This is a genomic window from Peterkaempfera bronchialis (assembly GCF_003258605.2).
Lineage (GTDB): Bacteria > Actinomycetota > Actinomycetes > Streptomycetales > Streptomycetaceae > Peterkaempfera > Peterkaempfera bronchialis.
The window spans coordinates 2,399,465-2,412,792 of the sequence record NZ_CP031264.1 but is presented as its reverse complement, the minus strand read 5'-3'; the positions used below and the strand labels follow the sequence as shown (position 1 = coordinate 2,412,792).

At 75.1% G+C, this 13,328-nt stretch carries 11 protein-coding genes and 1 rRNA gene; 6 read left to right on the top strand and 6 right to left on the bottom strand.

Annotated elements, in window-relative coordinates; all coding sequences use genetic code 11:
* The first annotated feature begins 7 nt into the window (after window positions 1-7).
* Together rrf and C7M71_RS10515 are read left to right on the top strand one after the other, a co-directional pair.
* Window positions 8-124 (top strand): 5S ribosomal RNA (rrf, locus tag C7M71_RS10520).
* A gap of 82 nt (window positions 125-206) precedes the next feature.
* On the top strand, window positions 207-749 hold the full coding sequence (locus C7M71_RS10515) for a GNAT family N-acetyltransferase (RefSeq protein WP_111495104.1): 543 nt from the start codon (window positions 207-209) through the stop codon (window positions 747-749).
* Window positions 750-753: 4 nt separating this feature from the next.
* Here C7M71_RS10515 and C7M71_RS10510 read toward each other — a convergent pair whose 3' ends face one another.
* The 5 genes from C7M71_RS10510 to C7M71_RS10490 form a co-directional block, all read right to left on the bottom strand.
* Entirely contained in the window at window positions 754-2,064 is a 1,311-nt protein-coding gene (locus C7M71_RS10510) for a DUF58 domain-containing protein (RefSeq protein WP_111495102.1), read from the bottom strand.
* A gap of 67 nt (window positions 2,065-2,131) precedes the next feature.
* Window positions 2,132-3,061 carry an AAA family ATPase gene (locus C7M71_RS10505; protein WP_229759097.1) on the bottom strand — a complete coding sequence of 310 codons (930 nt, stop codon included), beginning with the start codon at window positions 3,059-3,061 and terminating at the stop codon, window positions 2,132-2,134.
* Window positions 3,062-3,144: 83 nt separating this feature from the next.
* The gene (locus tag C7M71_RS10500; RefSeq protein ID WP_114914311.1) at window positions 3,145-4,389 is read right to left on the bottom strand and encodes a DUF4350 domain-containing protein; all 1,245 of its coding nucleotides are present in this window, start codon (window positions 4,387-4,389) and stop codon (window positions 3,145-3,147) included.
* Window positions 4,386-5,084: a DUF4129 domain-containing protein gene (locus C7M71_RS10495; protein WP_114914310.1), complete on the bottom strand. Its 699-nt coding sequence runs from the start codon at window positions 5,082-5,084 to the stop codon at window positions 4,386-4,388. Before C7M71_RS10495 ends, C7M71_RS10500 begins: the two co-directional genes overlap by 4 nt.
* Window positions 5,085-5,089: 5 nt before the next feature.
* Window positions 5,090-6,334, bottom strand: coding sequence for a glycerophosphoryl diester phosphodiesterase membrane domain-containing protein (locus C7M71_RS10490; protein WP_111495507.1), 1,245 nt, complete (start codon window positions 6,332-6,334; stop codon window positions 5,090-5,092).
* 199 nt (window positions 6,335-6,533) lie between these two features.
* Here C7M71_RS10490 and mtnA point away from each other — a divergent pair, with 199 nt between their 5' ends.
* Genes mtnA through C7M71_RS10470 form a run of 4 tightly spaced genes read left to right on the top strand, consistent with a single transcriptional unit; the run spans window position 6,534 to window position 12,268 of the window.
* Complete coding sequence (gene mtnA, locus C7M71_RS10485; RefSeq protein WP_114914309.1) at window positions 6,534-7,661, top strand: S-methyl-5-thioribose-1-phosphate isomerase; 1,128 nt, start codon at window positions 6,534-6,536, stop codon at window positions 7,659-7,661.
* 3 nt (window positions 7,662-7,664) lie between these two features.
* The gene (mtrA, locus tag C7M71_RS10480) at window positions 7,665-8,342 is read left to right on the top strand and encodes an MtrAB system response regulator MtrA (protein WP_111492386.1); all 678 of its coding nucleotides are present in this window, start codon (window positions 7,665-7,667) and stop codon (window positions 8,340-8,342) included.
* A gap of 43 nt (window positions 8,343-8,385) precedes the next feature.
* Window positions 8,386-10,473 (top strand): MtrAB system histidine kinase MtrB, encoded by a 2,088-nt coding sequence (gene mtrB, locus C7M71_RS10475; RefSeq protein WP_114914308.1) that lies wholly within the window; start codon window positions 8,386-8,388, stop codon window positions 10,471-10,473.
* Entirely contained in the window at window positions 10,457-12,268 is a 1,812-nt protein-coding gene (locus tag C7M71_RS10470; RefSeq protein WP_111492384.1) for an LpqB family beta-propeller domain-containing protein, read from the top strand. The genes mtrB and C7M71_RS10470 overlap by 17 nt, the downstream gene beginning before the upstream one ends.
* A 34-nt stretch (window positions 12,269-12,302) precedes the next feature.
* Here the strand turns inward: C7M71_RS10470 and C7M71_RS10465 are convergent, their stop codons facing one another.
* Window positions 12,303-13,136 carry a ComF family protein gene (locus tag C7M71_RS10465; RefSeq protein ID WP_114914306.1) on the bottom strand — a complete coding sequence of 278 codons (834 nt, stop codon included), beginning with the start codon at window positions 13,134-13,136 and terminating at the stop codon, window positions 12,303-12,305.
* Window positions 13,137-13,328 lie beyond the last annotated feature (192 nt).

Below are 13,328 nucleotides of genomic sequence, written 5' to 3'. Positions count from 1 at the left end.
ATAGTGTTTCGGTGGTCATAGCGTGAGGGAAACGCCCGGTTACATTCCGAACCCGGAAGCTAAGCCTTACAGCGCCGATGGTACTGCAGGGGGGACCCTGTGGGAGAGTAGGACGCCGCCGAACAATCTTTGACGGGAGGGCCCCGTAGCCGGAAGGCTACGGGGCCCTTTCGCATGCCCGGATTCGGGATGGCAGGATCGCGTCCATGAGTTACCGAGTGCGTCGAGTGGCGGCCCATGAGTGGCTGCGGTTGCGTGATCTGCGGCTGGAGGCGTTGCAGGACACCCCCACGGCCTTTGTGTCCCAGTACGCGACCGAGAGGATGAAGTCGGACACCGAGTGGCAGTCCCGGGCGCTGTGCGGCTCCGGTGCCGAGGCGCAGGCGGACGGGCGGCTGACGGCGACCTATGTGCTGGAGCCGGCCGGTTCGGGGCGCTGGGGCGGGATGGTGACGGTGTTCCAGGAGCCGGACGCCGTGAAGCCGCAGGTGCATCTGGTGGGCGTGTATGTGGCCCCGGAGTACCGGGGCCGGGCCGTGGGGGCGGCTGAGGCGCTGGTCCGTGAGGCGCTGGAATGGGCGTTCACCGAGGGCGGGGCGGAGCGGGTCCGGCTCTTCGTACGGGAGGACAACGGGCGTGCCCTGGCGTTCTACCGGCGGCTGGGGTTCGCCGAGACGGGGGAGACCATGCTCTATCCGCCCGACCCGTCGTTCACCGAGTTCGAGATGGAGTACCTGGCGGGAGCCTGAGCCGTCAGAGGCGGCCGGCGGCCTTGAGGGCGAGGTAGGCGTCGGCGAGGGCGGGTGGCAGCTCGGCGGGGGGTGCGTCCACGACGGTGACGCCGTGGCGGGCGAGCCGTTCCCCGGTCTGCCGGCGGTCGGCGCGGGTCTGCTCGGCGGCGGCGGCCCCGTACACGGCCTCCAGGGTGCCCCGGGCGGCGGCCATCTCCGCCACCCGGGGGTCGCCGACGGAGGCCACCAGCACCTCGTGGCGCCGGGTGAGCTGCGGCAGCACGGGCAGCAGCCCCTGCTCGACGGGGGCGCTGTCCAGCGTGCTCAGCAGGACGACCAGCGAGCGGTGGGGTGCCCGCTTGAGCACGGCCGAGGTCAGGGCCCGGGCGTCCGTCTCGACCAGCGCGGGTTCCAGGACGGCCATGGCGTTGACGAAGGAGGGCAGGACCTCGGCGGCGGCGCGTCCCTGGACGGAGGCGCGGGGCCGCCGGTCGTGGGCGAGCAGGTCGACGCGGTCGCCCGCCTTGGTGGCGAGGGCGGCGAGCAGCAGCGCGGCGTCCATGGCGGCGTCGAGGCGCGGGGCGTCGCCGACGCGTCCGGCGGAGGTGCGGCCGGTGTCCAGCACGATGAGGATGTGGCGGTCGCGTTCGGGGCGCCAGGTGCGTACGGCGACGGCGGACCGCCGGGCGGAGGCACGCCAGTCGATGGACCGTACGTCGTCGCCGGGGGTGTACTCGCGCAGGGAGTCGAACTCGGTGCCCTGACCGCGTACCAGCAGCGAGGTGCGGCCGTCGAGTTCGCGGAGCCGGGCCAACCGGGAGGGCAGGTGCTTGCGGCTGGCGAAGGGCGGCAGCACCCGCACGGCCCAGGGCACGGTGTGCGAGCCCTGCCGGGCGGCCAGGCCCAGCGGGCCGGTGGAGCGGACGGTCACCCGGTGGGCATGGCGGTCGCCGCGCCGGGTGGGGTGCAGCACGGTGGTGACGCGGCGTCGCTCACCGGCCGGGATGTCCAGCCGGTGCCGGGAGGCGGCCGGTTCGGTGCCGGGTGTCCAACTGCTGGGCGGCCAGGCGTCCCGGAGCCGGGCGCGGAGCCGCCGCCGCCCGGTGTTGGTGACGGTGAGGGTGACGGCGGCGGTCTCGCCGAGCCGGACCGAGGTGTCACCGGAGCGGTCCAGCCGCAGGGTGCGGACCGGGGCGGCGAGCAGCAGGTCGGCGGCGATCCCGGCGAGCAGTGCCGCGCAGACCAGGCCGACCCCGGCGGCGGACGGAAGGAGCAGACCCACGACGAGCACGCCGGCCAGGGCGAGCAGGGCGGTGCGGCCGGTGAGGGCCATGGGAGCGGCTCCTAAGGGCGGTTCGGGGGCGGCTGGTCCAGGTTGGTCCAGGCTGGTTCAGACCGGCTCAGCGGGGGACGGGCACGTGGGAGAGGACGGACTGGAGGACGGAGTCGGCGGTGACGCCCTCCATCTCCGCCTCGGGGCGCAGCTGTATCCGGTGCCGGAGGGTGGGCAGGGCGAGGGCCTTGACGTCGTCGGGGGTGACATAGTCGCGGCCGGCCAGCCAGGCCCAGGCCCGCGCGGTGGCGAGCAGCGCGGTGGCGCCGCGCGGGGAGACGCTCAGCGAGAGGGACGGGGACTCGCGGGTGGCCCGGCAGAGGTCCACGATGTACGCCAGGATCTCGGGGGCGACGGTGAGCTTGGCGATCTCGGCGCGGGCGGCGTCCAGGTCCTCGGGGCCGGCGACGGGGCGGACACCGGCGGTGTCCAGGTCGCGCGGGTCGAAGCCGGAGGCGTGGCGGGTCAGCACCTGCACCTCGTTCTCCCGGGTGGGCAGCGGCAGGATCAGCTTCAGCAGGAAGCGGTCCAGCTGGGCCTCGGGCAGCGGGTAGGTGCCCTCGTACTCGACCGGGTTCTGGGTGGCGGCGACCATGAAGGGCTCGGGCAGCGGGCGGGGGGTGCCGTCCACGCTGACCTGCCGCTCCTCCATGGCCTCCAGCAGGGATGCCTGGGTCTTGGGCGGGGTGCGGTTGATCTCGTCGGCGAGCAGCAGGTTGGTGAAGACCGGGCCGGGCTGGAAGGAGAACTCGGCGGTGCGGGCGTCGTACACCAGGGAGCCGGTGACATCGCCGGGCATCAGGTCGGGGGTGAACTGGACGCGCTTGGTGCCGATCCGCAGTGCCGTGGCGAGGGTCCGTACCAGCAGGGTCTTGGCCACGCCGGGGACGCCCTCCAGCAGCACATGGCCACGGCAGAGCAGGGCGACGACCAGGCCGGTGACGGCGGGGTCCTGCCCGACGACGGCCTTGCCGATCTCGGCGCGCAGCGCCTCCAGGGCCTGCCGGGGGTCGCCGGTCCGGCCAGCGTCTGTGGCGGTGTCCGTGAGGAGGGGGTGCGGGGGCCGGGCGTCGTGCTCGGTCACGGCTGTCGTACCTGCCTTTCCAGGGTGTCCAGATCGTCGGCGAGCCGCAGCAGGGCGGCGTCGTCGGCCGGGGCCGCACCGTACAGCAGGGCGTGTACCTCGGCGGGGGTGCGGTCCCCGGGGAGGCGGGCGGTGACGGCGGCGGCCAGCGCGGCCGGGTCGGGCTCCGGACGGGTCGGGAGGCCGAGGGTGGCGCCGAGCCGGGAGCGGGCGGCGGCCCGCAGCACGTCGGCGGCCCGGCCGCGTGCCCTGGCCCGGCGGTAGAGGCGGGCCCGGCCCTCGGTGGTCTCGGCGGCGCGGACGACCACGGGGAGGTTCTCGGCGACGACGGGGCCGAGGCGGCGGGCTCGCCAGAGGGCGGCGAGCAGGGCGGCGACGGTGGCCTGGAGCAGGCCCCAGCGCCAGCCGGCGGGGAGCAGCGAGAGCAGGGACTGGTCGCCGTCGGACGCTCCGGAGTGGTCGTAGTCCGGGAGGTACCAGACCAGCCGCTGGTGCGCACCGAGGAGGCCGAGGGCGAGGGCGGCATTGCCGTCGTCGTCGAGCCGGTCGTTGGTGAGGAACCGTCCGGAGCCGAGGACCACGGTGTCGCCGGCGCCCTCGGGGCTCCACACCAGCGCGGGCATGCCGAGGCGGGGGTAGCAGCCCTGGGCCCGGGCGGCCGGGTTGTAGAGCAGGCCGCCGAGTTCGGCGGTGCCGGCCCGGCGGGCCTCCGGCAGCGCGCAGCCCGGGGCGGCGCTTGCGGAGGGCACCATCGGCGCGTCGTCGTCGTTGCCGCCAGGCCCGGCGATGCGGGTGCCGGGGGCGAGCACCGCGAGTTCGGCCGGGCCGGGGGCGAGCAGCACGATACGGCCGCCGCCGGTGTGCACGGTGCGGCCCAGCTCCTGGAGCTGGCGGCGGGTCAGCGTCTCGGCGCCGGTGAGCAGCACCGTGGTGGGGCGGCCGTCGTCCAGGGCCCTGCCCGCTCCGGGGGCGGTGTCCACCGCGACGCCCTGACGCTCCAGCAGCCGGGTGATGGCGCGGGCGCCGTCGTGGGCGGCGGAGCGCGGGTCCAGCGGCGGGTACCGGGTGTCGCCCCGGAGCCCGGCGTACAGCAGGCCACCGAGGACCAGGACCAGGGCGGCGGCGGTCAGTCCGCGCCAGCGCTGCCAGAGCCGGGCGGCGGTGGGGGCGAGCGAGGTGGACGCGGGCGCGGTGGGCGCGGGGGCGGTGGGCGCGGGCGAGGTGGGGGCGGTGCTGGTCATGCGGGGCCTCCGCTGCCGGTCGCCGCCGGGGCGGGGGTGGACGCCGGGCGGGCGCGTTGCAGGGCGGAGTCGAGGTCGGCGATCTCCTGGTACGCCTCTGCGTCGCCGGGCCGGCCGCCGTAGGTGGTGTCGTCGAAGGTGCGGACGGCGCGGCGCAGTGGATCGGCGTGGTCGGGCAGGACACGGCCGGCCTCCGCCGCAGCCTCGTCGGCGGTGCGGCCGGGGCGTTCGTCCAGGATCGCGCGCTCCTCCAGGGCCCGTACGACGGCGCGCATGCGTTCGCGTACGGCGTCGGCCCACTGCGCGGCGGCGGCGTGCCGTTCGGCGGCGGCGCGGTGCTCGGCGGCGGTGCGGCGCCGGTCGTCGAAGAGCATCGCGCCGGCGGTGCGCGCGGCCCGGCGGGGTGCGCCGAGCCGCCACCACAGGGCGAGGCCGGCGAGCAGCAGGACCGCCAGGAAGACCACCAGCGCGGTCCGGCCGCCGAGGGCGCTGCCGCCGACCTGCTCCAGCATGCGGTCGAACTGCCGCCACACCCAGTTGAGCAGCCGTTCCAGCAGGGACGGGTCGTCGCGGTGGTAGGCCGGGTCGGTCAGCTCATGGCGGGCCGCTTCCCGGGCCGCGTCGCGCCCCACGGTGACCGGCACGCCGCCCTCCCCGAGGGCGGCGGCGTGCGGTCTCTCCCCCCAGGTGCCCACGCGGGTCAGGCTCCCGGGCTCGCGGTGGTGTCGCCGAAGCCGGGAAGTCCGGCGGCGCGCGCCAGTTCGATGTCCAGGGCCTCGCGGCGGATGCGCTGGTCGACATAGAGGAGCACATTGATCCCGGCGGTGACCGGCAGGGTGAGCATGGAGGCGACCGTCGTGCCGATGCCGATGCAGACCAGGGTGAGGAGCGACGGGGAGGCGGTGGAGGCCGGGTCCAGGAAAGTGCCGCCGTCGATCGCCATCCCGACGATGGTGGCCGGCAGCATGATCACCAGGGAGACGATGCCGGTCACCAGGGAGCCGAGCAGGGTGATGCCGAAGATCCGCCACCAGCTGCCGCTCACCAACCGGGCCGAGCGGGAGAGCGACGCCTTGATGCCCTGCTTCTCCAGCATCAGAGCGGGCGCGGCCAGGCTGAACCGGATCCCCAGCCAGAGGGTGCAGGCCACGGCCGCCAGGCCGCCGAGGCCCAGCCCCAGCCCGGTGACGGCGGGTTCGGCGTCGTTCACGGCGGCGAGGATGCCCGGGCCCAGCAGCACGCCGACGATGACCGCCGCGATCAGCGCCATCAGCAGCACCAGGCCGAGCAGCGACAGCAGCCGAGGCCGGGTGTCGGTCCATGCCTCGCGGAGCGAGACGGACCGTCCCAGGACGGCGCGGCTGACCACCATGGTGAGCAGCGCGGTGGCGAGCTGGCCGGCCAGGAAGAGCACCCCGTAGTTGAACAGGTTGCTCACCGACGCCCCCGTCCGGGAGAGGGTGCCGTTGGTGCTGCCCCAGTCGATCGAGAGGGTGGTGGCAGAGCTGAGCATCGCCACCACCAGGGAGATGCCGAGCGCCGTGCGCCAGTAGCGCCGGGCGGTGGAGACCGCGCCGTCGAGGATCTCACCGGCGCCGAGGGGACGCAGCGGGATGACGCCCGGCTTGGGGGCGGGCGGCGGCCCCCAACCGGAGGTGCCCCAACCGGGCTGCGGTGCTCCCCAACCGGACTGCGGTGCCCCCCAGCCTGGCTGCGGCGCTCCCCAGCCTGGCTGCGGTGTCCCCCAGCCCGGGGCGGGCTGCCAACCGGGCGCGGCGGCCGGGCCGGGCATCCCGGGCGGCGGCGGCGTGCCCGGCCCCGGCAGGGCGTCCTGCGGTGCCGACGGTCCGGGCCCACTCCCCGGCGCGGAGGGGCCGTCGGTAGGGCGGTCCTCGCGGGGCGGCTCGGGCGCACCGGGCGGTGCCCAGCCCGGGGTGTCGGTCATCGCTGCTCCTTGTACGGGGTCGGCGGACGGCGGTCGAAAGGGTGTGGGGGTGCGCCGTGTGGCGCCCATCGTGCCATGGCCGGATCGGCCGTACTGCACCGTACGGGTGAGGGGTGCCCGGTGGGCGAATACCGGGCGTTGGTACAGAGCCTCCTGTGCACGGTTCGGCTCGCGGACGTGCCCGGTGCAGACTGGGGCGATGGCCGACCTCGCTGCTGACCGCGCCGCCGCCCCCGCCTCCATACCGGCGCTGCCACCCCTGCGACCGCTGCGCTGGGACGACTCCCCGGGCGGTCCCGCCCTGCTGCTGCTCGACCAGACGCGGCTCCCCGCCGAGGAGCGGGAGATCGTCTGCACCGGCGTCCCGACCCTGATCGACGCGATCCAGCGGCTGGCGGTGCGCGGCGCCCCGCTGCTGGGCCTGGCCGGGGCGTACGGGGTGGCGCTGGCCGCCGCCCGGGGCTGCTCGGTGGGCGACGCCGCCGAGCAGCTGGCCCGCGCCCGCCCCACCGCCGTCAATCTGGCGCTGGGCGTACGGCGGGCCTACGATGCCCACCAGGCGCATCTCGCGGCGAAGCCCGGCGACCTCGACGGCGCCTCGGCCGCCACGCTCGCCGCCGCCCGCGCCCTGCACCGGGAGGACGCCGCCGCCAGTGCCGCCATGGCCGACCACGGGCTGGCCCTGCTGGAGCGGCTGGTCCCCGGCGGCGGCCACCGGCTGCTCACCCACTGCAACACCGGCGCCCTGGTCTCCGGCGGGGAGGGCACCGCGCTGGCCGTGGCGCTGGCCGCGCACCGGGCGGGACGGCTGCGCCGACTCTGGGTGGACGAGACCCGCCCGCTGCTCCAGGGCGCCCGGCTGACCGCGTACGAGGCGGCGCGGGCCGGGATGCCGTACTCCCTGCTCGCCGACAACGCGGCCGGGTCGCTGCTCGCCGCCGGACAGGTGGACGCGGTGCTGGTGGGCGCGGACCGGATCGCCGCCGACGGTTCCACCGCCAACAAGGTCGGCAGCTACCCGCTCGCGGTGCTGGCCCGGCACCACGGGGTGCCGTTTGTCGTGGTGGCGCCCAGCACCACGGTGGACCCGGACACCGCCGACGGGGAGGCCATAGTGGTGGAGCAGCGGGCCGCGCACGAGGTGGCCGAATTCGCCGGGGTCCAGGTTGCGCCTCCGGGGGCCACCGCGTACAACCCGGCTTTCGATGTCACACCGCCCGGACTGATCAGCGCGATCGTCACCGAGAAGGGCGTAGTCTCCCCGGTGGATGTGACCGGGATGACACGGCTGTGTGCCATGTCACGATCGAGTAATGAGACGATGTGAAGCATGAAGGGACGCGTCCTGGTCGTCGATGACGACACCGCACTGGCCGAGATGCTGGGCATCGTTCTGCGCGGAGAGGGTTTCGAGCCCTTCTTCGTGGCGGACGGGGACAAGGCACTGGCCATGTTCCGGGAGAGCAAGCCCGATCTGGTCCTCCTCGACCTGATGCTGCCCGGTCGCGACGGCATCGACGTCTGCCGGCAGATCCGTGCCGAGTCCGGGGTGCCGATCGTCATGCTCACCGCGAAGAGCGACACCGTGGATGTGGTCGTCGGCCTGGAGTCGGGCGCGGACGACTATGTCATCAAGCCGTTCAAGCCCAAGGAGCTGGTGGCCCGGGTCCGCGCCCGGCTGCGCCGCGCCGAGGAGCCCACGCCCGAGCAGCTCACCATCGGTGACCTGGTGATCGACGTGGCCGGGCACTCGGTGAAGCGGGACGGGCGGTCCATTCCGCTGACCCCGCTGGAGTTCGACCTGCTGGTCGCGCTCGCCCGCAAGCCCTGGCAGGTCTTCACCCGTGAGGTGCTGCTGGAGCAGGTCTGGGGGTACCGGCACGCCGCCGACACCCGGCTGGTCAATGTCCATGTGCAGCGCCTGCGCTCCAAGATCGAGCGGGACCCGGAGCGGCCCGAGATCGTGGTGACCGTGCGCGGCGTCGGTTACAAGGCCGGGCCCAGCTGACGTGAGTGTTGAGCACGGCCAGGGCTCCCCGCCGCACGACCCCATGGGCGGGGAGTCCGCGCCCGGGGGCGGCGCTCGGCGCGCTGCCCGCCGCGGTGTGATACCGCTTGCCGCGCTGGCGGCCCGGCAGGTCCGGCGGCCGTTCCAGCGGGCGGTGGCGCTCTGGCGGCGCTCCATCCAGTTGCGGGTGGTCGCCACCACGCTGGTGCTGTCGCTGGGCGTGGTGCTGCTGCTCGGCGTCGTGGTGATGGCGCAGGTCCGCACCGGCCTGCTGGGCGCCAAGCGGCAGGTCGCGGAGAGCCAGGCGGCCGGCGGCTTCTCGGTGGCGCAGAAGCAGATCGACGCCGCGCGCGATGTGCTCCCCAAGGCCGGCAGCGGCGTCGACCCCACCAGCGAGGACATCGGCGACTGGATCACCAAGCAGGTCGAGCAGCTGGCCAGCAGCGGCCAGGGCGTCTACTCGGTGGTCGCCCTGGTGCCGTCCACCGGGCAGTTGGAGACCGCCGACAGCTCCGGCGGCGTGCGCTCCCCGCGCAGCACCGGCAATGTCCTGCCGCAGTCCGTCCCCGACGCGTTGCAGCAGGAGCTGGCGGACCACCCGGGCCGCGTCCAGGAGCAGCCCACCGTCATCCTGCGGGACCAGGGCGACAGCCCCCGCCAGGAGTCGGGCCTGGCCATCGGCAAGCAGCTGACCGGCCCGGAGGGCACCGACTACCAGCTGTACTACGTCTTCCCGTTCCAGCAGGAGACCAGGACGCTCGGCCTGGTCACCGGAACCCTGGCCACGGCCGGCGTCTTTGTGGTGGTGCTGCTCGGCGCCATCGCCTGGATGGTGGTGCGGATGGTCGTCACGCCCGTCCGGATGGCGGCGGGGATCTCCGAACGGCTGGCCGCCGGGCACCTCGAAGAGCGGATGAAGGTCACCGGCACCGATGACATCGCCCGGCTCGGCGACTCCTTCAATGAGATGGCCAATGCCCTCTGGGCGCAGATCCGGCAGCTGGAGGAGCTCTCCCGGGTGCAGCGGCGCTTTGTCTCCGACGTCTCGCATGAGCTGCGCACCCCGCTGACCACCGTACGGATGGCCGCCGACCTGCTGTACGAGGGCCGCGAGGACATGGACCCGGCCTCCGCCCGGTCCGCCGAACTGCTCCAGGGGCAGTTGGACCGCTTTGAGTCGCTCCTCTCCGACCTGCTGGAGATCAGCCGCTTCGACGCCGGCGCCGCCGTCCTGGACGCCGAGCCGGCCGACCTGCGGGAGATCACCGCCCGCGTGGTGGAGGCCGCCGAGCCGCTGGCCCAGGCCAAGGGCAGCGCGCTGCTGGTACGCGGCGCCGAGGAGCCGGTGATGGCCGAGGTCGACCCCCGGCGGATCGAACGCATCCTGCGCAATCTGGTGGTCAACGCCCTGGAGCACGGCGAGGGCCGCGATGTGGTGGTCCGGCTGGCCTCCGGGGACGGCTCGGTCGCGGTGGCCGTCCGTGACCATGGCATCGGCCTCAAACCGGGCGAAGCGTCCCGGGTCTTCCACCGCTTCTGGCGCGCGGACCCGGCCCGGCAGCGCACCACCGGCGGCACCGGTCTGGGCCTCTCCATCGCACTGGAGGACGCCCATCTGCACGGCGGCTGGCTCCAGGCATGGGGCGAGCCCGGCGGCGGGTCGCAGTTCCGGCTCACCGTGCCGCGCACCCGCGGCGGCGAGATCGGCCGCTCGCCGATCCCGCTGGAGCCCGAGGACTCCCGGCACAACCGTGGCCTGAGCGCCCCCGGCACCCCGTACCGCAGGGTCTCCCGCCCGGGCGGCCCCGGTGCGGCCGGCGCCGGGGAGGGGCAGCCCGAGACGCCGGAGAACGGCGGGAACGGCGGGAGCGGCTTCGGACCGGGGCTGGGCGGGGTGCTCACCATAGGGCCGGGGCTGGGCCCCGGCGCACGGGCGGCGCGGCGGCCCGCGTCCGACCCCTCCGATGTGCGGGCGGGCTCTGCGGGGTACGGTGCGACCGGCGCCCATGTGGTGGTGGAGCGCGGCACGGGCCGACCGGGGGCGGCCGGGCCGGGGCCCGCCGGGTCCGAGTCCGAGGCCGCGCCCGGGAGCGCGGCAGGGGAGGAGCGGGACGGTGCCGAGGAGGACTGACCGGCGGCGGCTCGCCGCCGCACTGCCGGTGGCACTGCCGCTGGTGCTGCTGCTCGCGGGCTGCGCGGCGATGCCGGACAGCGGGGACGTGTCCGAGGTGAACGCCGCCGAGCGCGGCGACGACCAGAACCTGCAGGTGCGGGTCTTCCCGGTACATCCGCAGAAGGGCCTCGACCCGCAGGAGCTGCTCCAGAACTTCCTCGACGCCACCATCGGCGACGAGGCCGGCTACACCACCGCCAAGGAGTACCTCACCGACGACCAGGCCAGGCGGTGGCGCCCCGAGGCCAAGGTCGTGGTGCTCACCGGCAACCCGGCGGTGCGGCTGGGCACGGTGGGGGACGCCCGGGCGCAGGTGACCGTCGAGGGCAGCCGTATGGCGGAGCTGGACGCCAACAAGGCGTTCCGGCCGAAGGACGGCGTCTTCCACGCCTCCTTCACCTTCAAGAAGGTCGGCGGTGAGTGGCGGATCTCCCGCCTCCCCGACGGCCTGATCGTCAACGAGACCAACTTCCGCAACGTCTATGAGCGGGTCAACCGCTACTTCTTCGCGGCGGCGGACCCCTCCCTGCCGTCCGCCCGGGCGCCGATGCTGGTCCCCGACCCGATCTACCTGCGCCGCCGCATAGACCCGCTCAGCGAGGCGGCCAAGGCTCTGGCCGCCGGTCCGTCGCGCTGGCTGGCCCCGGCCGTGACCTCGGCCTTCGACGGGGTGACCGTGCTCTCGCAGCAGGTCGGGCCGGATGACGGCAAGGTCGTCACGGTCCGGGTCAGCGCCCGCGACCTGCACAGCCACCAGGAGACCTGCCGGCGGATGGGCGTGCAGTTGCTGCGCACCTTCACCGACCAGGCCGCGAACAGCGTGGACCGGGTGGTGGTCACCGACCGGAACGGCGCGCGCGGCTGCGAGGTCGGCGACCGGCAGACCGAGGACTTCACCGCGGCCGGACCGACCGGCGGGCTGTACTACCAGGACAACGGCAGCAGGCGGCTGATGGCGCTGTCGTCCGCCGAGGACCCGGGCAGTGGCACGGCGGTGCCCGGGCCGCTGGGCGAGGAGCAGCAGCAGGCCCGGATGGGCTCCGTCGCGGTGCGCCGGGACGGCGAGCTGGCGGCTGCGGTGCTGCACGACGGCACCGCGCTGTACGAGGTGGGCCTCACCGAAGGGGCCAAGCTGGAGCGGACGACGGTCACCAGCGCCGCGCCGAAGGGCCAGGGGCTCTCCGAGCCCAGCTGGGACGGGCGCGGCGACCTGTGGATCGCCGACCGCAACCCGGCCGCACCGAGGGTGCTGATGCTGCGCGGGAAGCAGCCCTATCCGGTCCGGGTGGAGGGCCTGGGCGGGCGGACCGTGCAGGGGTTGAAGATCGCGTCGGACGGTACCCGGGTGGCGCTGCTGCTGGCGAACGCCGACGGGCTGCGGACCGTGGAGATGGGCCTGGTGCAGCACGCCGGCACCGAGGACGAGCCGCAGGTGCTGATCACCGGGCTGCGTCCGGTGGCGCCGCAGCTGGTGGACGTCACCGCAGTCTCCTGGGCGGACAGCGACCAGCTGGTGGTGCTGGGCAAGGAGGCGGAGGGCGTCAAGCATCCGCAGCTGGTGGGCGTCGATGGATCGGCCGCCGAGGAGACCACCCTCCAGGCCATCGACGGCATGACCCGGGTGGCCGCCTGCGAGGACCCCAAGGCGGCGGTCTACGCGGACGCCAAGGACCACAAGATCTACCGTCTGGGGCCCAACGGCCAGTGGCGTGCGGTGGCCCGCGACGCCACGGCCCCCGTCTACCCGGGCTGAGCGGCGCCCCGGCTGCCGACGACCCGGGCCCCGACTACCGGGGGCGGGCATGGTCTCTGCGGGCATGGCCTGTGCGGTTTCGGTCCGGGTGGTTTCGGTCCGTGCGGGTTCGGTCCGTGCGGTTTCGGTCCGGGCGGCCGGTCCCGCCGGTCCGGCGGGCGGTGGCGGCGACGGTGGCTGCCACCGGTACCTGCGCGCCGACGGCTCCGAGGGCGCGGGCCGCCTCGGCCAGGGTGGCACCCGTGGTGACCAGGTCGTCCACCAGGACCACCTGCCGGTGGCGCAGCCCGGCCGCCGCTCCCGGCCGTACGGCCAGCGCTCCGGCGAGGTTGCGGCGGCGGTCGGCGGCGCCGAGCCCGGCCTGGTCCGCCACCGGGCGGACGGGCCGCAGCACCGCAGCCGCACGCCCGGGGACGCCGGCCCGGCGCAGCTCCCGGGCGGCGACGCGGGCCAGCCGGTGCACCGGGTCATGGCCCCGGGCGCGCACCGCGCGGCGGGCGGAGGGGACGGGTACCAGCAGCAGCGGGATGGGGGCGCGGCCGGTGAGGCCGTCGGCGGCCGCCGCGTGCACGGCGGTGGCGAGCGCCCTGCCGAGCGGGTCGGCCAGCCGCAGCGCGCCGCGCTCCTTGTGGGCCAGCAGCAGGCCCCGGACCGGGCCCGCGTACTCGGTGGCGGCGTAGACCGGGGGCAGGCCGGGCGGAGGCGGATCCGGCCGGACCGGGTGGCCGGGGGCGGTCTCCAGTGCGGCGCGGCAGCGGGTGCAGAGCTGGCCGCCGTCACTGCCGCACCCGGCGCAGCGGCCGGGGAGCAGCAGATCCAGCAGGGCGTCCAGTGGTCGGGCGGGTCGCGGGGCGGCGGCAGGGTCCATGGGTGCTCCCCTCGGTGCGGCGGATCGGGTTCGGCAGGGCCTGCGGACCAGGGTGGGGTCGGGCGGCGCGGCCCGCGACCGATTCCTCGGACGTTCATCCGAAAGAAGGCACTCCATACCGAACTGCTGTGCTTTGAGGCGCGGGAGGCTACGTTCGGTCTCGGAACAGGTGTCCGGTCGGTGGAGCCGTGC

Bases quoted from the DNA above. Each gene is read 5' to 3' on its own strand.
- mtrA (WP_111492386.1), top strand. From the start codon at position 7,665: ATGAAGGGACGCGTCCTGGTCGTCGATGACGACACCGCACTGGCCGAG.
- C7M71_RS10510 (WP_111495102.1), bottom strand. From the start codon at position 2,064: ATGGCCCTCACCGGCCGCACCGCCCTGCTCGCCCTGGCCGGCGTGCTC.
- C7M71_RS10490 (WP_111495507.1), bottom strand. From the start codon at position 6,334: ATGACCGACACCCCGGGCTGGGCACCGCCCGGTGCGCCCGAGCCGCCC.
- C7M71_RS10465 (WP_114914306.1), bottom strand. From the start codon at position 13,136: ATGGACCCTGCCGCCGCCCCGCGACCCGCCCGACCACTGGACGCCCTG.
- C7M71_RS10515 (WP_111495104.1), top strand. From the start codon at position 207: ATGAGTTACCGAGTGCGTCGAGTGGCGGCCCATGAGTGGCTGCGGTTG.
- mtnA (WP_114914309.1), top strand. From the start codon at position 6,534: ATGGCCGACCTCGCTGCTGACCGCGCCGCCGCCCCCGCCTCCATACCG.
- mtrB (WP_114914308.1), top strand. From the start codon at position 8,386: ATGGGCGGGGAGTCCGCGCCCGGGGGCGGCGCTCGGCGCGCTGCCCGC.
- C7M71_RS10500 (WP_114914311.1), bottom strand. From the start codon at position 4,389: ATGACCAGCACCGCCCCCACCTCGCCCGCGCCCACCGCCCCCGCGCCC.